The sequence below is a fragment of the Thalassospira sp. CA1 genome (assembly GCF_059052855.1).
Genome location: NZ_JBZCIA010000008.1, coordinates 162,743 through 185,986, shown reverse-complemented (window position 1 = coordinate 185,986; position 23,244 = coordinate 162,743). Strand labels below are relative to the sequence as shown.

Sequence of the window (23,244 nt, the reverse complement as noted above, 5' to 3'; positions counted from 1 at the left end):
GATTTCCGCACCCGAAAGGGTGTGGGTCAGGTAAGAAAACCGATTAAAAATCAATTTGTTAAACGAATACTGACAGACGGATAGGACGGGCATGAAGCTGACCATCGAACGCGCGGCGCTGTTGAAATCGCTGACCCATGTTCAAAGCGTTGTTGAACGACGTAACACCATTCCGATTCTGTCCAATATTTTGCTCCGGGCAGAGAATGATCGTCTCGCGCTGACCGCGACCGATATGGACCTCGAAGTCATCGAAACCACGACGGCCGAGGTGTCCGAACCGGGCGCGACCACGACCCCTGCCCATACCCTCTATGAAATCGTGCGCAAGCTGCCCGAAGGCTCCCAGGTGCAAATCTCGCTTGAGCCGGGTGCAGGCCGCCTGACCCTCTCTGCTGGTCGTTCGAAGTTCAATCTTGCCGTTCTGCCGGTTGATGATTTCCCGGTCATGTCGGGTGGCGACCTTCCGGTCAGCTTCGGTCTGGCTGCGGCGGAGCTGCGCGGCCTGATTGATCGCGCCGAATTCGCCATTTCGACCGAGGAAACCCGTTACTACCTCAACGGTATCTATTTCCATGCCACCGACGCCGAAGGCACCAAGATCCTGCGTGCGGTTGCAACCGATGGTCACCGTCTGGCGCGCGTCGAAGCGCCGCTGCCCGATGGTGCAGAAAACATGCCGGGCGTCATCGTGCCGCGCAAAACCGTTGGTGAACTGCGCAAACTGATCGAAGAAACCGGCGAAGCCGTCGATATCGCGCTGTCTGATACCAAAATCCGCTTTGGTTTCGGCGATGCGGTTCTGACTTCCAAGCTGATTGACGGTACCTTCCCGGATTACGAACGCGTGATCCCGTCGGGCAACGACAAGACCCTTGATATCGAATGCAAGGCGTTTGCCGATGCGGTCGACCGTGTATCGGCGATCTCGATTGAAAAATCCCGTGCGGTGAAGGTTGTTCTGTCGGGCAATACCCTGACCCTTTCGGCCTCCAGCCCCGAACACGGCACCGCGTCCGAAGAACTTGAAATCAACTACGACGCCGAGGATATCGAAATCGGCTTTAACTCGCGCTATCTGCTCGACATCGCCAAGCAGGTAAAGGGCGACACCCTGAACCTTCTGATGTCGGACGGATCCAGCCCGACCATCCTGCGTGACACCGACGACCTTTCGGCATTGTACGTTCTGATGCCGATGCGTGTTTGACGGTTAGTACGATCAAGCTGTGGCTGCTCTTGCCAATAACCTCATGCCAAAAGACGGGGTGTCGATGACAAGCCGTCTTGCTGTTTCCCGCATCCAGCTCAGCGAGTTTCGCTGTTACGAAGGCCTGCGCCTGTCGCTCGACAGCTCGCCGGTCGTGCTGACCGGGCCAAACGGGGCGGGCAAGACCAACCTGCTTGAAGCTGTCTCGCTTCTGGCACCGGGCGGTGGATTGCGCCGGGCCAAACTGGGCGAAATTGCCCGCAGTACGCCGCCAACGGATACCGGAGCACTCCGGGCATGGGCTGTGGCGGCCGATGTCGATACGCCGGACGGGGCGTTTCAATTGGGCACCGGTCTTGATCCGGCCGCCCTTGAACAGGGCCGCGAACGCCGTGCCGTGCGCATTGATGGGCAAGCCCAGCGTGGGCAGGCTGCCCTGGGTCGGGTTTGTGCCGCTGTCTGGCTGACGCCGCAAATGGATCGACTGTTTTTGGATGGTCCGTCGGCCCGCAGGCGCTTTCTGGATCGGCTGGTATATGGCCTTGATCCCGATCACAGCAGCCGCGTTGCCGCCTACGAGCATTCGCTGCGCTCACGCGCCAAGCTTCTTAAGGAAGGCAAGGCGGATGATAAATGGCTGACCTCGATCGAGGATTCGATGGTGCGCCATGGCATTGCGGTTGCGGTCGCACGTGCAGAATTGCTTGAACGGCTGCGACGTGCCGGGACCATGGCCATCGGACCGTTTCCGGCCGCCCGTCTGGCGCTGACCGGGGACCTTGAAGATTGGCTCGAAAACCTGCCAGCGGTCGAGGTCGAAGATAAAATGCGGGCCGCATTGCGCGACGGACGGTCACGTGATGCGACCTATGGCGGGGCGGTGGTCGGCCCGCAACGCAGTGATCTGCTGGTCTGGCACGATGCAAAGGGCCAGTCGGCGGATCAATGTTCCACCGGGGAACAAAAGGCGTTGTTGCTGTCGATCATTATGGCCAATACCCGCCTGCAGACAAAGGCACGCGGGGCTGGCCCGCTCTTGTTGCTTGATGAAGTGGTTGCGCATCTCGATGCAGAACGCCGCAGCCACTTGTTTGATGAAATCGTGGCGCTTGGCGTCCAGGCCTGGATGACAGGCACGGACCGGGCGCTGTTTGAAGGTTTGGACGGTCGTGCGCAATTCTTCCGCGTGGAAGATGCCACACTGACCCTTGAAACCACTTAGTGAATGCCGAGGTTCTGACCCTATGACCAACGAAACCGAAACGCCGAACACTGGTGAACAGTCGCAGGAGTATGGCGCAGAATCGATCAAGGTTCTTAAGGGCCTTGAAGCTGTGCGCAAACGTCCGGGCATGTATATCGGCGATACCGATGACGGTACCGGTTTGCACCATATGATCTACGAAGTCGTCGATAACGCAATCGACGAAGCCTTGGCCGGTCACTGCGATACCGTCTGGGTCCAGCTTAACGGTGATGGTTCTGCCACCATCCGCGATAACGGCCGTGGCATTCCGACCGACATGCACAAGGAAGAAGGCGTTTCCGCCGCTGAGGTCATCATGACCCAGCTGCATGCCGGCGGTAAGTTTGACCAGAACTCCTATAAGGTTTCCGGTGGTCTGCACGGCGTGGGCGTGTCGGTGGTGAACGCGCTGTCGACGCTGCTCAAGCTCCGCGTCTGGCGTAACGGCAAAGAACACTACATGGAGTTTTCCGGTGGTGATGCGATCAAGCCGCTTGAGGTTGTCGGTGATGCACCGCTGACCGCGGATGGCACGCCGCTTTCGGGGACCGAAGTGACCTTCTACCCGGATGCCGAAATCTTCACCATGACCGATTTCGACCTGCCAACACTGGAACACCGCCTGCGCGAACTGGCCTTCCTGAACTCGGGCGTGATCCTGACGCTACGTGATGAACGCAGTGGCGAACCGACCGAAATCAAACTGCATTACGAAGGCGGTATTCGCGCCTTTGTCGAATATCTTGACCGCAACAAGGCCCGTCAGATCGAAGAAGCCATCTGCATCGAAGGCGAAAAAGACGGCATCACCGTCGAAGTCGCCCTGCAGTGGAACGACAGCTACCACGAAACCACGCTGTGCTTTACCAACAACATCCCGCAGCGTGATGGCGGGACGCACATGGCCGGTTTCCGTGCCGCTCTGACCCGTCAGATCAACAGCTACGCCCAGGAAAGCGGCATCGCCAAAAAGGAAAAGGTTGCCCTTTCCGGTGATGATGCCCGTGAAGGCCTGTCTTGCGTAATTTCGGTCAAGGTTCCGGACCCGAAATTCTCGTCCCAGACCAAGGACAAGCTGGTCTCGTCCGAAGTCCGCCCAGTCGTTGAAAACATCGTCAATGACAAGCTGCAACAGTGGCTTGAAGAACATCCGGCCGATGCGCGCAAGATCGTCTCCAAGGTGGTCGAAGCCGCCTCTGCCCGTGAAGCGGCCCGCAAGGCACGCGAACTGACCCGCCGTAAAGGCGCGCTTGATATCTCGTCCCTGCCGGGCAAGCTTGCCGATTGTCAGGAGCGCGATGCGTCCAAAGCCGAACTGTTCATCGTGGAGGGTGATTCCGCAGGTGGTTCGGCCAAACAGGGCCGCGAACGTGGTTTCCAGGCGATCCTGCCGCTGCGCGGTAAGATCCTCAACGTCGAACGCGCGCGCTTTGACAAGATGCTTTCAAGTCAGGAAATCGGCACGCTGATTACCGCCATGGGTACCGGTATTGGTCGTGATGACTTCAATATCGAAAAGGCCCGTTACCACAAAATCATCATCATGACGGACGCCGACGTCGATGGTGCGCATATCCGAACCCTGCTTCTGACCTTCTTCTATCGTCAGATGCCTGAACTGATCGAACGCGGCTATCTCTATATCGCACAGCCGCCACTTTATCGCGCCAAACGCGGTAACTCGGTCCAGTATCTCAAGGACGACCGCGAGATGGAGCAGTATCTGACCGCACAGGGCACCGAAGAAGCCGTGCTTACCCTTTCCGGTGGCCAGCAGCTTGCCGGGCCGGATCTGGTCCGCGTGGTCGAACTGGCGCGTAAGGCCAAGGGCTTCCTGGAGCCGCTATCGATCAAGCTTCCGATCTCCGTGCTCGAACAGGCAACCCTTGCCGGTGCGTTGAACCCGGCATTGCTTGATGATGATGGCAAACGCCTTGAGGCGGCTGAAACGCTCGCCAAACATCTTGATACCCTTGAAGAAGACTATGATCGCGGCTGGCACGGCGAAGCACCGCTCGATGAAATCGTGCTCTGGCGGATGCTGCGCGGCGTTGAACAGCGTCACGTGATTGATGGCAACATCCTGCGCTCGGCCGAGGCCCGCGCGATTGCCGGTATCCTTGGCGAACTGCGCGAACTGTTTGAAAAGGGCGCAGAATTCGTTGCCAAGGACAAGACCTGGAAAATCAACGGTCCGGTCGATCTGGTCAATGCGGTGATGGAATATGGCCGCCGCGGCATTTCGGTGCAGCGTTATAAGGGCCTTGGCGAAATGAACCCGGATCAGCTTTGGGAAACCACGCTCGATCCGAACGTCCGTTCGCTCCTGCAGGTCAAAGTTGCCCACGCCGACGAGGCAGAGGAAGTCTTCTCGACCCTCATGGGCGACGTCGTCGAACCCCGCCGCGACTTCATTCAGTCGAACGCGCTCAAGGTCGCAAACCTCGACGTATAAGCGACCATGACGTTGTAAAATAACGCCAAGAAAAACAAAGCCGGAGATGGGAAAACCCATCTCCGGCTTTTTCATTGGTGCGCTTCGCGTACTAATTTCGCACAGCGATTTTCAGATCAGAGCATCCCTTCGGACTTCGCCCAATCGAGCGCCCGGTCAAGCGCACGGCCGAGGCGGGCGTGGATTTCACGGACATCATCCTCGGTCACGATCAGCGGCGGGCAGAGTGCAACCGTGTCATAGACATTGCGGCAAATAAGCCCTTCCTCGGCGGCAAGGGCCACGACCTTGGCGGCAACCGTGCCCGGTTTACCAAACGGTTGTTTGGTTTTCTTGTCTGCCATCTCAAGGCCCGCAATCAGGCCAACACCGCGAATTTCGCCAATCAGCGGATGATCGGCAAAGGCGCGCAAACCATCCTGGAACATCGGCTCCAGGCGTTTGGCATTGCCCATCAAATCGCGTTCTTCGATGATGTTGAGGTTTTCCAGGCCAACCGCACAGGCAACCGGATGTCCGGTGCCGGTGAAGCCGTGGCCGAAATTACCCAGTTTGGCGGTGTTGTCGGCAATCGCGTTATAGACCTTGTCATTCACAACGATCGCGGCAAGCGGCATGTAGGACGAGGTCAGCTGTTTGGATGTCACCAGAATGTCCGGCGTAAAGCCGTATTTTTCACAGCCAAAACGGGCACCAGTCCGGCCGAAACCGTTAATGACTTCGTCGGAAACGACCAGAATGTCGTACTTGTGGCAGATTTCAACCACACCCGGCCAATACCCTTCTGGCGGCGTCATCACACCGCCCGCACCCATGACCGGTTCGCCAATAAAGGCCGCAATGGTTTCCGGGCCTTCGGCAATGATGGTGTCTTCAAGCTCCTTCAAAAGGCGCGCGGTGAATTCGGTCTCGGTCTCGCCCTCTTCGCCATAACGCCAGAAATGCGGGCAGCTCAGATGCGTCACCGGAATGGCCGGAAGGTCAAAGTCCTTCTGGTTGCCGGCAAGGCCGGTCAGCGAGCCCGAGGCAATCGTAATCCCGTGATAGGCCTTGGTGCGCGACAGGAACTTCTTCTTTTCCGGACGGCCCAAACCGTTATTAAGGAACCACGCCATCTTGACGACGGTGTCGTTGGCTTCCGAACCGGAATTGGTAAAGAACACGCGGTTCAGGCCCTCGGGCGTCATTTCCACCAGCTTTTCGGCCAGACGGATCGATGGCTCGTGCGCCTTGTGGGCAAAGCTGTGGTAATAGGGCAGGCGTTTAAGCTGCGCATAGGCCGCATCGGCCAGACGGGTTTCAGAAAAGCCAACCGCAACCGACCAAAGCCCGGCAAGACCTTCGATATATTCCTTGCCTTCGCTGTCGGTGACGCGGGCGCCATTGCCCTCGGCCATGATCATCGGGCCCTTTTCTTCATGCAGTCGCATATTGGTGTATGGATGCATCGAATGTGCGATGTCGGACATGTGGAGCGAATTCGGCCGATGGTTCATGTGAAACTCCCGTTCTGATGATGAGGCCCTGATATGGGGCGGCCATTTTGTTTTGCAGTATATGCGGTTGCGATCAAACCCGCCATTGGTGGCTGATGCGGGTCAGTTTCACTCAAGTGCGGGTATTTTTGCGCCCAAATAACCCGAAAGAAAAGATGTCAGCGACGTGGTCAGCGATGGTGTCAGATATCCACCCTCTTGCACAATAACCGTCGGATAGCCCGCCGCAGCAATTTTTTCACCAGCACGGCGCAGTCCGTCCCAACTGACTTTCATGCCAAGCAACGGATCATCTTCGTGCGTATCAAGCCCAAGGCTGAGAACCAGCGCACCGGGATTGAAGTCGTCAATACGGTCAAGGGCGGTATCAATTGCGGCAAGCCATGCGGCGTCTGTGGTGGTGCGAGGCAGGGGCAGATTAAGGTTATATCCTTCGCCATCACCCGATCCGGTCTCATCGGCAAAGCCGGTAAAGAACGGGTAATAGTCCGCGGGGTCGGCATGGATGGAGGCGGTCAGGACATCGTTGCGATCATAAAAGATATCCTGCGTGCCGTTGCCATGATGGACATCGATATCAAATATGGCGACGCGATCATGTGCGGTACGCAGGCGTGCGGCCGCAATGGCGGCATTGTTCAGCAAACAATGACCGGCGGCAATTTCGGCACTGGTGTGATGCCCCGCCGGCCGACACAGCGCATAGGCCTTGTCATCCCCCGCCAGCACAGCATCGGTTGCGGCAATGGCGCAATCGGCGGCGCGCAGGGCCGCCTGCCAGCTATGCTGGCCAATCGGGGCAGACGTATCACCCATATGCCAGCCTGCTTTGGCCAGAATGGTGTGCGGATAGGATGACGTTGCGGCACGCGGAAAGACGTTGGGGACGACTTCCGGGCCTGCATCGGGCTGCTTTTGCCATTCATCCCACGCCGTTTCGAGGAACTTTAAAAAACGCTTGGTATGAACGGTTTCAAGGGCCGCAATCGGGGCGCGTTCAGGTTCGGTTACCGATAGGGAAAGTGCATCAAGGCCAGCCAGCAAAAGCTTGGCGCGTTCGGCCTGTTCGGCATTGCGCTGGATCTTGCCATAGGTCAGGCGAAAAATCGGATCGTGTGTTTCGGTTTCGGGGGCGTAGAAGCATTTCATGTCGACGTTTTGCCTTCTTCCAGAAGGCGGAACTGATCGATCACGATGCGTTGCGCCTCCGAAATGTGGTAGCGGATCGCCGAAACGGCCTTGGTGGCATCGCGTGCCCGCAGGGCTTCAAGAATCGGTTCGTGGGTTTCTGCAATGCGGGTCGGATCGTCATACAGCTGCCCGATCAACATGATGCTGAACTCGGTTTCTATGGCGACCTGTTCGAACACCTGCAGGAATTTCGGGTTGTCGCTGCCAGTACACATCAGCCGGTGAAACTGCATGTCGGCTTCGACCTGGGTGAAAATATCGGCCTCTTCGGTGGCAACCCGGTGAAGCTCGGCGACCTGTGCGCTCAGGGCCTCCTCGATCTCGTCGTTCCAGTTCTGCACCAGACGTTCGACCACGGCCGTCTCAATCGCCAGTCGCAACTCATACAGATCATCGAGCGCCTTTATCGAAACCTGGCGCACGAAAAATCCCCGGTTCGGCTCGGACCTCACCAGTCCCGAACTTTCAAGCAACCTTGCTGCTTCACGGACCGGTGCCCGGCTGACTCCCAGTTCGCGGGCGACGACCGATTCGGATAACCGCGCACCCGGGGCAAGCTTTCCGCTAACGATTGCTTTGCTCAGCAACTTGGCTACCCGCTGGACGAGCCCTTCACGATCAATCTGTTGGAAGCCGGAGGACGGCTGTGTCTGTGTCATATGTAAGCCCGCAGAAGGTGGATTTGAATTCTTTGAATGAAGCCCGCAACAGACGCCAAAGAAAGATGCATGACTCCGGTCAGTCTAGGCAACGAATTGTAGATTGTCGACAATTTACTTGACTGCGCCGGGATCATCCCGCAGCCTTGAAGCAATCAAAAAAGCGACATAACGAAAGGGCGGCATTAATGCGCGATGCTATGAGTGATCAATCGATATCCGAAATCCGCCGCGATCTGGCTGCGGCCTATCGGTTGATCGCACTCGAGGGCATGGATGACGGCATCTACACCCATATTTCCGCACGGCTCCCATCCGGACCCGGGGGCGAGCAACGCTTTCTGCTCAATCCGTTCGGCCTGCGGTTTGACGAAGTCACCGCGGCCAATCTGGTAACCGTCGATGAAACCGGTGCCGTGATTGATGACCCCTATGGTGCGGGGGTGAATGCCGCTGGCTTCACCATCCATTCGGCAGTTCACATGGCGCGCCACGATGCAGTTTGTGTGCTCCATACACACACCGTGGCAGGTGTGGCGGTTTCATCAAACCAGGAAGGATTGCTGCCGCTCAATCAGTGGTCGGCACAGTTTTACGACCGGATTGCCTTCCACGACTACGAAGGCATTGCGCTTAATCTTGAGGAACGCGCCCGCATCGTTGCCGATCTCGGCGATAAATCGGTGATGTTGCTGCGCAATCACGGGACGCTTCTTTTGGGGCGCTCGGTGGCCGAGGCAGTCAAGCTTGCCTTGAACCTTGAAAGGTCCTGCAAGGCGCAAGTGGCCGCGCTGGGGATGGGCCTGACGCCGGTTGTGCTGGACCATGACGTTGCCGAGCACACGGCCTCCCAATACCAGTCGATGTACGATTCTTATGAACAAAAGGGCAAACCAGACCCGGAATGGGCCGCCCAACTGCGCCGGCTTGATGCCAGCGCCCCGGGTTACCTCGGGTAACCTGTGCACTTGGGTCACGTCTGTGGCCTTTGGCTAAACAAACCGTGCGTAACACCAATAAAAACAAGAACCTAAATGCAAAACACAATCAGGGAATGCTATGAAATATTTAAAGGTGACTACTTTTCTCATCGCCGCCGCCCTGGCCTCGCCAGTGGCGGCACAGGAAGCTGGCGGTCGGCTTGACATCGTTGTTCAGCCCGAACCACCGGGACTGATGCTCGGCCTCGTGCAGAATGGCCCGACCCAGCTGGTTGCAGGCGATATCTATGAAAGCCTGCTGCGCTATGACAGCGACCTGAACCCGATGCCGAGCCTGGCCAAAAGCTGGGAAATCTCCGACGACGGTCTGACCTACACCTTCAAGCTCAATGAAGGCGTCAAATGGCATGACGGCGAAGATTTCACCGCCGATGACGTTGTCTTTTCCGCCGATGTTTTCCTGCGTGAAACCCATGCACGTCTGCGTGCGTCGCTGGCTTATGTCAAAAGCATCACCGCACCGGATCCGATGACGGTTGTCTTCAAGCTGAAAGAACCTTTTGGTCCGTTTATCAACGCCTTTGAAAACGGCACCATGCCGATCGTGCCCAAGCACATCTACGAAGGTACTGACTTTGCGAACAACCCGGCGAATGCCACCCCGATTGGCACCGGTCCTTTCAAGTTCAAGGAATGGGTCAAGGGCAGCCACATTCACCTTGTTAAGAACGAGGACTACTATGTCGATGGCCTGCCGTATCTGGACGAAGTCTTTTACCGTGTGATTCCGGATGCTGCGGCCCGTGCGGTGGCGTTTGAAACCGGCGAAGTTGATGTTCTGCCGGGCGGTTCGGTTGAAAACTGGGATATCCCGCGTCTGGCCGAAATGGATGGTGTTTGTGTCACCGAAAAGGGCTGGGAATTCCTCGCACCGCTGGCATGGATGTGGCTTAACAACCGCGAAGGCCCGACCGCCAACGAGAAGTTCCGTCAGGCCGTAATGTACGCCATGGATCGTGAATTCATGCGCGATGTGGTCTGGAACGGCTTTGGTAAAGTTGCGACCGGCCCGATTGCGTCGAGCACCAATTTCTATTCCGATGACGTGACCATTTATGATCACAACCCGGACAAGGCCAAGGAACTTCTGGCCGAGATGGGCTATGACGGCGAACCTGTCCGTATCCTGCCGCTGCCATATGGTGAAACCTGGCAACGCTGGGCCGAGGCCGTGCGTCAGAATCTCAGCGAAGTCGGCATCAATGCCGAAATCGACAGCTCTGATGTCGCTGGGTGGAACGAAAAAACGTCCCAGTGGGATTACGACATGGCCTTCACCTATCTCTATCAGTACGGTGATCCGGCCCTTGGTGTTTCGCGCAACTATACCGCTGATCGCATCAAAAAAGGCAGCCCGTGGAACAATGTCGAAGGCTATGAAAACCTGGCACTCGACGAAAAATGGGCCGCTGCTGCGACGATGGTAACACCCGAAGAACGCGAAGCAGCCTATGCCGAAATCCAGAAGGAAATCGTCGATGACGTTCCGGTCGCCTGGATGCAGGAACTGACCTTCCCGACGATCTACCGTTGCAATGTCAACGATCTGGTGACCACGGCCATCGGTATCAATGACGGTCCACGTAACGCCTGGATCAAGAAGTAACATTGCGGGCGGACCGATTGCCGGTCCGCCCCCTTCTTTTCCTGATTGCCCGCGTTCAGGCGGGATTTCAAATACGGGATGCTACGGGGACCTATGACCATATTCGCTGTCGTGGTGTCGCGGCTATCCAAGGCTATTTTGACCTTGTTGGCCATTGCGATTCTGAACTTTTTCCTCATCCATGCCGCGCCGGGTGATCCGGCTGTCGTGCTGGCCGGTGAAGCCGGTGCCGCTGACGAGCAGATGATCGAACAGCTGCGCGAACGCTTTGGCCTCGATCAGCCGCTTTATGTCCAGCTTGGCAAATATGTCGCCGGTATTGTGCAACTTGATCTTGGCTATTCCTTCCGCCAGGGCGCGCCTGTGGCCGAACTTATTGCTGATCGGTTGCCGGCAACCTTGCTGCTGACATTAACGGCCTTCGTCGTCTCGCTGGTTTTGGGCATTGCCTTTGGGGTTGCCGCCGCCGCGCGCGTAGGCAGACCGTCCGATACCGTCCTGACCACGATGGCGCTTTTATTCTATGCAACCCCGCTATATTGGCTGGCCCTTATGGCGGTTCTGGTGTTTTCCGTATGGTTTGGATGGCTGCCGGGCTTTGGCTATGAAACTGTCGGGGCGAACTATACCGGTCTGGAACGTGTTCTTGATATTGGCAGCCACCTGATCCTGCCGGCCCTGACACTGGGGCTGTTCTTTACCGCGGTCTATATGCGCATGGCGCGTGCATCCATGCTCGAAGTCTCGCAGCTTGATTTTGTCAAAACCGCCAAGGCCAAGGGTCTGTCGGATGCGGTCATTCGCCGTCGTCACATCCTGCGCAATGCCATTTTGCCGGTGGTGACTTTGGCTGGCTTGCAGGCGGGTCAACTTGTCGGCGGGGCGGTTCTGACCGAAACGGTCTTTGCCTGGCCCGGTATTGGACGTCTGATGTTCGAAAGCCTGGCAGCACGTGACTACAACACGATTTTGGGCGTGTTCCTTGTCTCGGCGGCCATGGTCATCCTGTTCAACATCGTGACCGACATTGTCTATCGCATTGTCGATCCCCGTATCGGAGCCCGTAGCTGACATGTGGAAACGTTTCAGAAGCAACATGGGCGCCATGATCGGTGTCGTCTTGCTGATCTCCGTGATCGTCATCGCCCTGATCGCCCCCTTGATCTTCTCCGATGGGCCTTGGCAAATGGTTCAACGTCCGTTCCTCGCACCCTTTGCCGTTGATGGTTTGCCCCTGGGCACAGATACACTGGGCCGCAATGTGGCCGCCCAACTGGCCTATGGCGCGCGGGTTTCCCTTTTGGTCGGGCTGGTTTCGACCGTGGTTGCCTTGCTGATCGGTGTGCCGTTGGGCGCGTTGGCCGGGTTCTATGGCGGCTATGTCGATGAAGGCGCGATGCGCTTCACCGAGTTCTTCCAGACCATCCCGAACTTCGCACTGGCCATCGTGCTGGTGGCGATTTTTGAACCAACCTTGACCTCCATCACCATTGCGATTGCCATCGTCAGTTGGCCGCCCGTCGCCCGCCTGGTCAGGGCCGAGGTCATGTCGGTACGCACGCGTGAATTTGTTGATGCGGCACGTCTGGCCGGTCTTTCAAAACCGCGCATCCTGATCCAGCAGGTTCTGCCAAATACCGTCTCGCCAATCATTGTCATGGCATCGCTGATGGTCGCGACCGCGATCTTGCTTGAAAGCTCGCTTTCGTTCCTTGGGCTTGGCGATCCGAACTCAATGTCGTGGGGATATATGATCGGGGCGGCCCGCACCGTCATCCGCACCAGCTGGTGGCTTAGCTTCTTCCCCGGCATTGCTATCGTGATCACCGTTTTGGCGCTCAACCTGATCGGTGAGGGGCTCAATGATGCCTTCAATCCGCATCTGTCGCGAAAGGGCAAAGCATGAGTGCGACACTGACAATTGAACGGCTGACAATCGGCCTGCCCGAGGGTGCAGATCGCCCCTTCGCAGTCGAAAATGTCAGCTTCGACATCGACAAGGGACAGATCCTGTGTGTGGTCGGTGAATCCGGCTCTGGCAAGTCAATGACGGCCAATGCCCTGATGGGGCTGCTGCCCCAGGGGGTCGAGGTCAAATCAGGCCGGGCGATGTTCGAAGCCCGCGATGTCTTGCGCCTGCCCGAATTTGAAAAGCAGGCCCTGCGCGGTGCCCAGATCGCGATGATCTTTCAGGAACCGATGACCGCACTCAACCCGTTGATGCGCATCGGTGATCAGATCTCCGAGGTGTTCGCTGCACACGGTCTCTATACCCAGTCCGAACGCCGCAAACGTGCATTGGACCTTGTGCGCGAAGTCGGGCTTCCCGATCCGGAAAAAATCATCCGTGCCTATCCGTTCCAGCTTTCAGGTGGGCAACGCCAACGTGCGATGATCGCCATGGCATTGGCGCTGGAGCCCAAACTCCTGATCGCCGATGAACCGACAACTGCCCTTGATGTCACCACCCAGGCGCAGATCCTGAAGCTTATTCTCGATCTGCGCAAAAAGCGCGGCATGGCGGTGATGTTCATCACCCATGACTTTGGTGTGGTCGCCGAAATCGCCGATCAGGTGATTGTCATGCGCGAAGGCAAGGTCGTTGAGCGCGGTGATGCGGCATCGGTTCTTGATAATCCGCAGCACGACTATACCAAACGTCTGCTTGATGCCATTCCAACCGGAAAACTTCCGGAGGCACGCGAACTAAGCGATACACCGGCGCTTGAAATCAAAAATCTGCGTAAAACTTTCCGGACGGGTGGCGGTTTGTTCAAGCCCGTGCGTGAAGTTCATGCGGTTGATGATGTCTCGCTCACCGTGGCGCGTGGCGAGGTCCTTGGTTTGGTGGGCGAGTCCGGGTCGGGCAAGTCAACATTGGGCCGCACGGCAGTTCGGCTGGTGACGCCGGATGGCGGTCATGTCATGGTCGGCGGGGTTGATCTTGCCGCACTGTCTGAGGAAGAACTCCGCCGTCAGCGCAACAAGGTCCAGATGGTTTTTCAGGATCCCTATGCATCGCTTAATCCGCGCCAGCGGATCATGAGCGCCCTGACCGACGGGCCGATCAATCGCGGCGTGCCCAAGGAAAAGGCACAGGCCAAAGCCCGCGAACTGCTTGAGATTGTCGGCCTGGGTGCCGATGCCGCCATGCGCTATCCGCACGAATTTTCCGGCGGGCAACGTCAACGCATCGGGATTGCCCGTGCACTTGCCATGGAGCCCGAACTGATCATTGCCGATGAAGCCGTTTCGGCACTTGATGTATCGATCCAGGCACAGGTGCTTGATCTGTTGCGCGATTTGCGCGAACGGCTGTCTTTGTCGATCCTGTTCATCACCCATGATTTGCGGGTTGCGGCACAGCTATGTGATCGCATTGCCGTGATGCAAAAGGGCAAGCTGGTTGAAATTGGTCGGGTTGATGAAATCTTCCTGGCCCCGAAACAGGAATATACCCGTCAACTTCTCGCCGCCGTGCCCGGTGCGGACTGGGCCCAAACCGAAGAAGTGCCCGCATGATTGGCGTTCTGTCTTGTAGCAAAATCGATTTGCGGGGCATTTATGGCCCGCATTTCGATGCCTTGGCACCCGAACTGGACCTGCGTCTGCCCGGCGAGATCGACCGGCCCGAAGATGTCAGCTTCATGGTCACCTTTGTCCCGGCGCCGGACGCCTTTACGCGCTATCCAAACTTGCGCGCGATCTATTCGGTGGGGGCCGGTATTGATGCCATCATGGCATGCCCGTCCTTGCCACCGGGGGTGCCGATCCATCGGGTTGAAGACCCGGATCAGGCGCTTCAAATGGCCGGTTTCGCCACCTTCCATGTGCTTTGGCACCATCGCAATATGGGCAATCTTCTTGCTAATCAGAAAATCGCGCACTGGGAACGCCAGCTGACCGGACTATCTCCCCGTGCACGGCGCATTGGTGTTCTGGGCTTTGGTCTGATGGGCCGTGCGGTGGCAAGGGCACTGGTGGCCTTGGGCTATCCGGTGGCAAGCTATTCCCGATCCGCCCCAAAGCCGCCCGAAGACGGGGTAACGCATTATATCGATGGCGGGTTTGATGATTTTCTCGCCCAAAGCGACATTCTGATCAATGTGTTGCCGCTCACCGATCAGACCAAGGGACTTTTGGGTGCAGAAAATCTGGCAAAACTGCCAAAGGGTGCCGCCCTGATCCATCTGGGCCGGGGTGGGCAGGTCGATGAAACCGCCCTTGTTGATGCCCTTGATCGGGGGCATTTGTCGGGCGCGTCGCTCGATGTGTTTGAAACTGAGCCTCTGCCAACCGGACATCCGCTTTGGCACCATCCCAAGGTTTTCGTCACCCCCCATGTCGCCAGCATTTGCGAACCAAAGGCGACCGTTCTGTCCATCCGCCGGAACCAGCTTCAGTCCGAGCCGATGACAGCTTAACCCAAACCCATAAGGTAGCGCCCCACATGACCAGCGATCCGAATTCCCTGTCTGCCCGCGAACTGGCCCGCCGCATCAAACGCCGGGAAATGCGCGCCACCTCGGTCATTCGCCAAATGCTTGATCGTGTGGCGCGGGTCAATCCGGCCATCAACGCCATCGTTCAGGATTGCGCAGATGACGCCATGCAAGAGGCAGAGCTGCTTGATGCCCGCATCGAGGCCGGGGATGCTGTCGGTCCCTTGGCGGGCGTCCCGGTCACGATCAAGGTCATCTCCGATCAGGCGGGCTATGCCACCACCAATGGCACGACGCTGGCTTCGGATTTGATCGCAACCCAAGACAGCCCGTTTTTGCGCAACATGCGCAGCAAGGGCGCGATTGTGATTGGCCGCACCAACACACCGGCCTTTTCCTATCGCTGGTTTACCTCCAACAAGGTGCATGGCACGACGCTTAATCCCCATAACCCGGCCCTCACACCGGGTGGGTCCTCGGGCGGGGCGGGTGCCGCGACATCGGCGGGCTTGGGGCATATCGGCCATGGCACGGATATCGCGGGTTCCGTGCGTTACCCGGCCTATGCCTGTGGCATTCAGGGATTGCGCCCGACCCATGGTCGCATTCCGATGTTCAATCAGACCGGCGGTGATCGTCCGATTGGCGCACAATTGATGGCGGTATCAGGACCGCTGGCACGCAGGGTTGATGATCTCAGGCTTGGGCTTGAAGGCATGGCGGGCTATTCCCCCGATGATCCCTGGAGTGTGCCGATGCCGCTTCGCGGCCCCGACTTTGCCAAGCGTGTCGCCCTTGTCACCCATCCCGGCGGCATTGAGACCGATCCGCGCATTCTGGCCGATCTAGAACGTGCCGCCGAGATTTTCCGCGCCGCAGGCTGGACAGTCGAAACCCCGGAAATCCCCGAAATTCGCGAGGCCGTTGATCTTCAGATCGACCTCTGGCTTTCGGATGATCACGAAGCCAAACTGAAAGCCGCCCGGGCCGAAGGCGATCCGGGCGCGATTGCCCTTCTCGAACATTACGCCGATCGCGCCGCCGCGATTGATAAGGACACGTTTAGCAAGCTCTTCCTGCGCCGTTCCGCCCTGATCCGCGACTGGCGCGCGTTCCTTGAAAACTATCCGGTCGTCCTGATGCCGGTTTCGGCCGAACTGCCATTTTGCAAGGACGAGGACCTTGAAGGTCCCGCGACCCTGACCCGCCTTTGGAATGCGCAATTGCCGCAAATCGCAATCCCGCTGCTGGGGCTTCCGGCGATTTCGATCTGCTCGGGTGTCGAAAACAATGTCCCGTCGGGTGTTCAACTCGTCACCGCCCCCTGGCGCGAAGACATCTGCCTGACAGGTGGCGAGGTGCTTGAACAGGGCTTTGGTCTGCCGCAGATGACGATGTGATTACTGTCCGTTTGAATTTCTATTTAAGTAATCAACTAATTTAGCTTGAGGCGAATATGCAAAAGCCAAAGGCGACGTAAGTTTCATCTTTGGCTTTGCTTTTGGCATATGATGCCATCACCGGCTTTTTCTGCCCGACGCCATATTCTCGATCAGGGTCGTTTGCCGATCCAGACACCGTCGAAGGTCAACGTGATTAAGGATCGTCTTGCGGGCCCGTTCACGCAGGGGTGTCAGGTCGTCACGATGGGTAAGGCAGAACGCCATCTTGATTGCCAGCGCATCGCTGTCCCAGAAATCGGTCAGAAATCCGTTCTGCCGATCGCGGATCATATCGTGGCAGGGCCCGGTGTCCGAGGCGATCACAGGTGCCCCGCACGCCATGGCTTCCAGCACCGACCACGACAAAACAAACGGATATGTCAGGTAAACATGCAACGAACTGATCTGGTACATCCGGATCAATTGGTCATGGGGGATCTGGCCCAGAAAGTGAATGCGTGATGGATCAATCTGCGTTTCTGCCATCATCACATCACGCCATGTTCGCCCGTCCTTGCGCGCCTGTCCGTAACTGACGCCATCGCCCCCGGCGATCACGAACTGCGCATCCGGATTTTGCTGGGCCAGTTTGGCGGCCGCACGCATAAAGGTCGGAAACCCGCGATAGGGTTCAAGATCGCGCGCGACATAGGTAATCACCTGATCACGCGCGGTAAGTACCCGCCCATCGGGCAAGGTCAGGCTGGCGTTTGGATTTGGCTGGCAGCGGTGGGTATCAATCCCGTCATGGCAGACGCCGATCTTGTGGTGATAGGCCGCTGGAAACGCCGATTTCTGCCATTTGGTCGGGCTGATCGCGGCATCAAGCTGATCCAGTGTCGTCAGTTGGGCGGCATTGCGCACGCGAAGCTGGGCACGTTTCGCCAGCGTGATTTCATCATCAGGGTCAAAGCCCACGTCACGCCCGGTGGCGTGATAATAATGTTCGCAATAACCGATCAGGGGTGTTTTGGGCAAAGCGTCGCGGGCAAACATCATGCTGCCCCAACCGATATGGCCGTAAACAATGTCCGGTGCGCCTTCTTCGCGCACAAGGCTTTCAAGGGTTCTGGCGGCCTTAAGACCCACATCCTGATGATATTGCGCAAACGGTATGGCGGGCGGTGGGGCTGTGACAGGCTGGCGGAGTGTCCGGATGCCGGGCAGGCGCACATTCATTGCTTCGCACAGGAAGGAAACCTGCCATCCGGCATCGGCCAGATGGCAGGCAAGATGTACAAACTGTCCCGGTCCATGACGATGAACGAGGACAATCTTCATCGTCTGTTTCGTGCCTCCTGCACGGCGACGGACCCATTGATGGGAACACCCCCGTACCTGAGCGTCTGTGTCCAGAATTCTTCCAGTCTGCGCAACGTACGCAGCGCTGTCTCCATCTCCTGCTGGTCTTCAAGATTGTTGGTCAGGGCGTCGTGATATTCTTCGTGGAATTCGTGCAATGCCTGACAGAGTTCATGGCCCTTTTGGGTCAATTTCAAACGGGCAGAACGCCTGTCCCGCGCCATGACCTGACGTTCGACATAGCCCGATTCCGCGAGCTGTTTAAGATTATAAGACGCGTTTGAACCCATATAGTGGCCACGATCAAGAAGATCGCGCACCGAGAGTTCATCTTCGCCAATGGTAAAAAGCAGCGCCACTTGCGCCGGGCTGATGTCATCCTTTCCGAGTCGAATGAGATCTACCCGTAACAAATCCGCAAACCGCCGATAGATCCGCTCGACGGTATTTGCCAGTTCAAGATGAGTGACGGTCATGAGTTTCGATCCGTTATCTGGTCCCAAGCGAGAGTTGATGCCAAGGCGCGATTGCCCTGACACAAATTTCGTATTGGGGAAGATAACAAGACGTTGTTCTTGAACAATTTTTCCGAACGCCTCTTTCTTCCCGCAGGTTTGCTCGTTGTCCGGAAGTAATTCGAAAGTGTTTTTATTTTTGAATTACTTCCATTGTTAATATTTTTACATTGTCTAATCATCAACATGAGATCGACATATTTAATTTTATTGTAGATCATCCTGTCATCGCAACTATGTGATTAGATTGCGGAAAAACTATGACTTTTGCTTAATTGGATGATTTTCGATGCAATTTCGCCGCAAAAAGCTGGCAAAACCGGTGGATTCGCCTGTGAATTCGCCCGTGAATGCGAAGGAAGCCCGGCCCGAACTTGATGCAAGATCGGTCATTCGCGAGGCCCGCTTTACGTTCGTGCGCGGGCTCGGATGGGCCGGTGTCATGAGCGGCTTCATCAATATCCTTCAACTTACCGTGCCGCTGTTCATGCTTCAGGTGCATGACCGCGTGATCAACAGTCAAAGCACAGATACCCTGCTTTTGCTTCTGGTGATCGCGGTCTGTGCGATCATTCTCTATGGCATCCTTGATTTCGTGCGCGCGCTTGTCTTTCAGGAAATGGCAAAGTCGCTTTTGCGCCGGTTGAACCTGCCGGCAATTTCGGCGGCCATGCGTGTGGCACTGGAAAAGGGATCGCTGCACGGCACCCAGGTCCTGCGCGACCTTTCTGATCTGCGCAACTTCATCACCGGCACCACCATCGCCGCCCCGCTTGAAGCGATCTGGTCGCCGATTTTCCTTTTCGTGATGTTTGCCCTGCATCCCTATTACGGGATTGCCGGGCTGGTGGCGGTTCTGACCCTGATCGGGTTAAGCCTGCTTGGTGATGTGATGGTCCGTCAGGTCACCAAGGAAGGAACAGACGCCAATCTGCGCAATATCGGCGATATCGGATCGACGGTTTCAAACGCCGAAGTGATCGAGGCAATGGGCATGATGCCAGCCCTTGCGCTCCGCTGGCGTCAGGCACAAATCCACGCCAGCGAATTGCTTGATGTCGGCAACGTGCGCAGCAAGGGCATGTATTCCATCACCCGTTCAGCCCGGTTTGGCATGCAGATCATTGTGCTGGCCATGGGCGCTTACCTTGTCATTCAGGGCGAAACCACGCCGGGTGCCATGATCGGCGGGACCGTGATCATGGGGCGGCTGTTGTTGCCGTTTGATAATGTCACCCGCGACTGGCGGGCATGGGTCGGGGCGTTTTCATCGTGGAAACGCATTCGATTGATGCTCGAAGAAAGCCAGTCCGAACGCGAAATCAAACCAACCCCGCGTTCCGAAGGTCCGCTGGTTGTCGATAATCTGGTCTATGCCGTGCCGGGGTCAAATGTGCCGGTGCTGCGCGGGATCAGTTTCGAACTGTCGCCGGGCGATATATTGGGTGTGGTCGGGCCGTCTGCGGCCGGTAAATCAACCCTTTCAAGATTGCTGGTTGGCACGGCAAAGCCTGCGACGGGCGGTGTCTATCTTGACGGCCATAATGCTTATCTGTGGGAGCGCGGATCATTTGGCGACATGGTCGGATACCTGCCGCAATCGGTATCGCTTCTGAACGGCACCATCCGCGACAATATCAGCCGCATGCGCGACGCAAGCCCGCGCAAGGTGATCGAGGCTGCCCGTGCAGCCGGCGTGCATGAAATGATCGGGCGATTGCCGCTGGGCTATGACACCCCGATTGGTGCCGGTCGCCACACCCTGTCTGGCGGGCAGCAACAACGCATTGCTTTGGCACGCGCGCTTTATGGCTGGCCGCGTCTGCTGGTGCTTGATGAACCCAATGCCAACCTTGATGCCGAGGGCGAAGCATCCCTGATCCGTGCGGTGCGCCAGGCTGCGGATTCCGGTGCAATGGTGGTGCTGATCGCGCACCGTCAAAGCATCATGCAATATGCCAACAAGCTTTTGGTGATGCAGGACGGACGGGTCAAACAGTTCGGCGAACGAACAGACGTGATCCGCAATCTGTCCAATGAAAGCGACGACATCAAAAGTCTGCCCCCGGTAAAGCGTAAACATGAAAACGGAGGTGCGGCATGACCCGTGTCATTAATCTTGAAGGCGGTGGCGCGGCACTCCCGGCCGAAGAACCGCAAGTCGCCTGGCACCAGATCCTCTCGGAAGAACGCGAAGCATCGCGCCAAAGCCTGCGCAAGCCGATCCTGGCCGGATTATTCGTCATTGTGCTGGGGTTTGGCGGGTTCCTGACCTGGGGCTTTACCGCCGAACTCGATAGTGCGGCTGTCGCGACCGGCTCGGTGATTGTCGATTCCAAAAAGAAAGTGGTTAATCACTATGAGGGCGGCATCCTTAAACAGCTTCTGGTCGAGGAAGGCGAAAAAGTCACCGCGGGCCAGACCCTTGCCCTTCTTGATGGCACACGCAGCGAGTCGGAACTCGGCCAGTTGCGCGGCGAACGGTTTGGCCTGATGGCCAAGCTTGCCCGATTGCGCGCCGAACAGCGCGGGCAGGAAAACATCACCTTCCCACAGGAACTTCTCGCCAGTGACGAGGCGTATGTCGCCGATATCCTCAGCGATGAAAAACGCCTGTTTGCCAAGCGCAAGGAAGTCTATGCCGCCAAACGTGATGCCCAGGCCAAACAGATCGAACAGTTCGAGGCCGAAGCCGAGGCACTGGTGTCACAGATCAAGGCCCGCACACGTCAGGAAAAGCTCGTCGCCGAACAGCTTCAGGGCATTCGCCAACTGGCCGAAAAAGGCTTCGCCACCCGCACCCAGCTGGTCGAGATTGAAAATAATTGGTCGGATCTGGTCGGTGATATGGGCGAATTCAAAGCCCAGCGTGCCGCCGCCCAACAGCAAAAGGCCGAAGCCGAGATCAATCTCGCCTCGATCGAAATGGAATGGCAAAGCGATATCGCAACGGAAATTCAGGAAGCCCAGCTTGCGCTCAATGATGTCACCCAACGCATCCGCGCAAGTCAGGACGTGCTTGATCGCCTCGAAGTGCGTGCACCCCAGGCCGGAACGGTCGCCAATATCCAGATCAGGACCCCCGGCGGTGTGATCAGTCCGGCTGAACCGATCATGGATATCATCCCCGAAGATGAACCACTGGTGATCGAAGCACGGATCAACCGACAGGACATCGACTCGGTCCAGGTCGGATCAAAGGCGCAAATTCGCCTGACCGCCTATAGTCAGCGTCGATTGGCCCCCCTGAATGGCGAGGTAAGCTATGTTGCCGCTGACCAAACCGTCGATGAACAGCGCGATGCGTCTTACTACATCGTGCGCGCAGCGATTGATCCGGCCGAACTGGCAAAACATGATGACATCAATCTGCGTCCGGGCATGCCAGCCAACATTCTGGTTCTGAAAACCCCGCGCAAGGCCATCGATTACCTGATCGATCCCATCACCCAAAGCATGGAAAAGGCCTTCCGCGAAGAGTAATCCTCCCCCCGCGACATGCGGATTTAACTTGGGGTCTTTCGCGGTTTCGTGCCGGATTGACCCTTTTCTTTTCAAGTATAGATCGAATTTTGAACCAAATAATAAGTAAAATTGAACTAGTATTCAGACAATAAATGTAATGAATCTCAAACTAAGTCATAATGTTGACAAAATAAAACCACGACAATACCCTCCAATGACAAAATAAAAAAATATAGGATTTCTGAGTGGTCGTTTCCACGGGGCTCAGAACGTCCAGAGGGAACGGCCATCCTCTCGTGAGGGAAATATCCCCACGATGTCATTAATGTTGGGACACGAAGGAGGATTACATGGCAACTCTCGAAGGCGGCGCCTTTGATGATGCGCTTCTCGGATCTCGTTTCAGTGACGTCATTTTCGGACGTGGCGGAGACGATACAATCTTCGGACAAGGTAATGATGACGTGCTGTTTGGCGAAGAAGGCGATGATGTCTTGTTCGGCGGATCGGGCGACGATGTTGCCGTTGGTGGCGAAGGTGATGATCTTCTGTTTGGTGGATCGGGTGACGATGCACTGATCGGAGGTGCCGGCAGCGACCTGCTCTCAGGTGGCTCTGGCGAAGACGTTCTGTCAGGTGGATCGGGTGACGATATCATGCTTGGCGGATCAGGCAACGACGTCCTCGACGGCGGTTCTGGCGATGATGTCATGATCGGCGGCGGTGGCGACGACATCATGCTCGGCGGTGCCGGTGATGATGTCATGCTTGGCGGTTCTGGAAACGATGTTCTCCAGGGCGGCGAGGGCAATGACGTTCTCTTGGGCGGCTCCGGGGACGATGTCCTCGAAGGCGGCGCAGGCGATGACATCATGTCTGGTGGTTCCGGTGCAGACACCTTTGTCTTCTCCGGGGGCGGCGGCAACGACGTCATCCTCGACTTCCAGGCTGGCGAAGACATGCTTTCCATTAGCAGCAACATCAACGACACCGGCATCGCAAGTGCCGATGATGTCGCTGCGCGTGCAACGCAAGTCGGTGCCAACACCGTCATCGATCTTGGCAATGGGGATTCCATCACCCTCAACAATGTCGATGCCGAAGACGTACAGGACGATCCGGACAGCTTCTTTAGCGTCCAGTAATCCGTTGGCGGCGTCCGCAGCTTCGGCTGCGGGCGACCCGTCCTGAACTTCAAGTTAGTGAAAGATTGT

The 23,244-nt window shown here is 57.1% G+C and carries 18 protein-coding genes; 13 read left to right on the top strand and 5 right to left on the bottom strand.

Annotation, left to right across the window (positions count from 1 at the left end):
- Positions 1–91: 91 nt before the first annotated feature.
- The 3 genes from dnaN to gyrB all read left to right on the top strand — a co-directional run bounded on the left by dnaN (position 92) and on the right by gyrB (position 4,911).
- On the top strand, positions 92–1,210 hold the full coding sequence (dnaN, locus tag AC5Q5A_RS14645) for a DNA polymerase III subunit beta (RefSeq protein ID WP_008888966.1): 1,119 nt from the start codon (positions 92–94) through the stop codon (positions 1,208–1,210).
- 64 nt (positions 1,211–1,274) lie between these two features.
- A complete protein-coding gene (gene recF / locus AC5Q5A_RS14640) occupies positions 1,275–2,432 on the top strand; it encodes a DNA replication/repair protein RecF (protein ID WP_417836130.1) in 1,158 nt (385 codons plus the stop codon).
- Between the two features lie 22 nt (positions 2,433–2,454).
- A complete protein-coding gene (gene gyrB, locus AC5Q5A_RS14635; protein WP_493895733.1) occupies positions 2,455–4,911 on the top strand; it encodes a DNA topoisomerase (ATP-hydrolyzing) subunit B in 2,457 nt (818 codons plus the stop codon).
- 116 nt (positions 4,912–5,027) lie between these two features.
- Here gyrB and AC5Q5A_RS14630 read toward each other — a convergent pair whose 3' ends face one another.
- The 3 genes from AC5Q5A_RS14630 to AC5Q5A_RS14620 form a co-directional block, all read right to left on the bottom strand.
- Complete coding sequence (locus tag AC5Q5A_RS14630; protein ID WP_008888976.1) at positions 5,028–6,407, bottom strand: aspartate aminotransferase family protein; 1,380 nt, start codon at positions 6,405–6,407, stop codon at positions 5,028–5,030.
- A 108-nt stretch (positions 6,408–6,515) separates the two neighbouring features.
- Positions 6,516–7,556, bottom strand: a complete 1,041-nt coding sequence (locus AC5Q5A_RS14625) for a histone deacetylase family protein (protein ID WP_493895732.1) — start codon at positions 7,554–7,556, stop codon at positions 6,516–6,518.
- Complete coding sequence (locus tag AC5Q5A_RS14620; protein WP_493895731.1) at positions 7,553–8,257, bottom strand: GntR family transcriptional regulator; 705 nt, start codon at positions 8,255–8,257, stop codon at positions 7,553–7,555. Before AC5Q5A_RS14620 ends, AC5Q5A_RS14625 begins: the two co-directional genes overlap by 4 nt.
- 188 nt (positions 8,258–8,445) lie before the next feature.
- On the opposite strand from AC5Q5A_RS14620, the gene AC5Q5A_RS14615 reads away from it, so the two are divergent.
- The 7 genes from AC5Q5A_RS14615 to AC5Q5A_RS14585 all read left to right on the top strand — a co-directional run bounded on the left by AC5Q5A_RS14615 (position 8,446) and on the right by AC5Q5A_RS14585 (position 16,706).
- Positions 8,446–9,216, top strand: coding sequence for a class II aldolase/adducin family protein (locus AC5Q5A_RS14615; protein WP_493895730.1), 771 nt, complete (start codon positions 8,446–8,448; stop codon positions 9,214–9,216).
- A gap of 115 nt (positions 9,217–9,331) precedes the next feature.
- Positions 9,332–10,864 carry an ABC transporter substrate-binding protein gene (locus tag AC5Q5A_RS14610; RefSeq protein WP_238538653.1) on the top strand — a complete coding sequence of 511 codons (1,533 nt, stop codon included), beginning with the start codon at positions 9,332–9,334 and terminating at the stop codon, positions 10,862–10,864.
- Between the two features lie 93 nt (positions 10,865–10,957).
- Positions 10,958–11,935, top strand: coding sequence for an ABC transporter permease (locus tag AC5Q5A_RS14605; RefSeq protein ID WP_493895729.1), 978 nt, complete (start codon positions 10,958–10,960; stop codon positions 11,933–11,935).
- A 1-nt stretch (position 11,936) separates the two neighbouring features.
- Entirely contained in the window at positions 11,937–12,770 is an 834-nt protein-coding gene (locus tag AC5Q5A_RS14600; protein ID WP_040822295.1) for an ABC transporter permease, read from the top strand.
- Positions 12,767–14,386, top strand: coding sequence for an ABC transporter ATP-binding protein (locus tag AC5Q5A_RS14595; RefSeq protein ID WP_493895728.1), 1,620 nt, complete (start codon positions 12,767–12,769; stop codon positions 14,384–14,386). The genes AC5Q5A_RS14600 and AC5Q5A_RS14595 overlap by 4 nt, the downstream gene beginning before the upstream one ends.
- Positions 14,383–15,288, top strand: a complete 906-nt coding sequence (locus AC5Q5A_RS14590) for a 2-hydroxyacid dehydrogenase (RefSeq protein WP_493895727.1) — start codon at positions 14,383–14,385, stop codon at positions 15,286–15,288. The genes AC5Q5A_RS14595 and AC5Q5A_RS14590 overlap by 4 nt, the downstream gene beginning before the upstream one ends.
- 26 nt (positions 15,289–15,314) lie before the next feature.
- On the top strand, positions 15,315–16,706 hold the full coding sequence (locus AC5Q5A_RS14585; protein ID WP_493895726.1) for an amidase family protein: 1,392 nt from the start codon (positions 15,315–15,317) through the stop codon (positions 16,704–16,706).
- 117 nt (positions 16,707–16,823) lie between these two features.
- On the opposite strand, the gene AC5Q5A_RS14580 is transcribed toward AC5Q5A_RS14585, so the two are convergent.
- Positions 16,824–18,029: a glycosyltransferase gene (locus AC5Q5A_RS14580; protein ID WP_493895725.1), complete on the bottom strand. Its 1,206-nt coding sequence runs from the start codon at positions 18,027–18,029 to the stop codon at positions 16,824–16,826.
- Positions 18,026–18,526: a MarR family winged helix-turn-helix transcriptional regulator gene (locus AC5Q5A_RS14575; RefSeq protein WP_287443561.1), complete on the bottom strand. Its 501-nt coding sequence runs from the start codon at positions 18,524–18,526 to the stop codon at positions 18,026–18,028. Before AC5Q5A_RS14575 ends, AC5Q5A_RS14580 begins: the two co-directional genes overlap by 4 nt.
- Before the next feature lie 328 nt (positions 18,527–18,854).
- Here AC5Q5A_RS14575 and AC5Q5A_RS14570 point away from each other — a divergent pair, with 328 nt between their 5' ends.
- From AC5Q5A_RS14570 to AC5Q5A_RS14560, 3 genes are all read left to right on the top strand, one after another.
- Positions 18,855–20,669, top strand: a complete 1,815-nt coding sequence (locus AC5Q5A_RS14570) for a type I secretion system permease/ATPase (RefSeq protein WP_493895724.1) — start codon at positions 18,855–18,857, stop codon at positions 20,667–20,669.
- Positions 20,666–22,048, top strand: a complete 1,383-nt coding sequence (locus AC5Q5A_RS14565; RefSeq protein ID WP_120223726.1) for an HlyD family type I secretion periplasmic adaptor subunit — start codon at positions 20,666–20,668, stop codon at positions 22,046–22,048. Before AC5Q5A_RS14570 ends, AC5Q5A_RS14565 begins: the two co-directional genes overlap by 4 nt.
- A 332-nt stretch (positions 22,049–22,380) precedes the next feature.
- Complete coding sequence (locus tag AC5Q5A_RS14560; protein WP_493895723.1) at positions 22,381–23,175, top strand: calcium-binding protein; 795 nt, start codon at positions 22,381–22,383, stop codon at positions 23,173–23,175.
- The last annotated feature ends 69 nt before the right edge of the window (positions 23,176–23,244 follow it).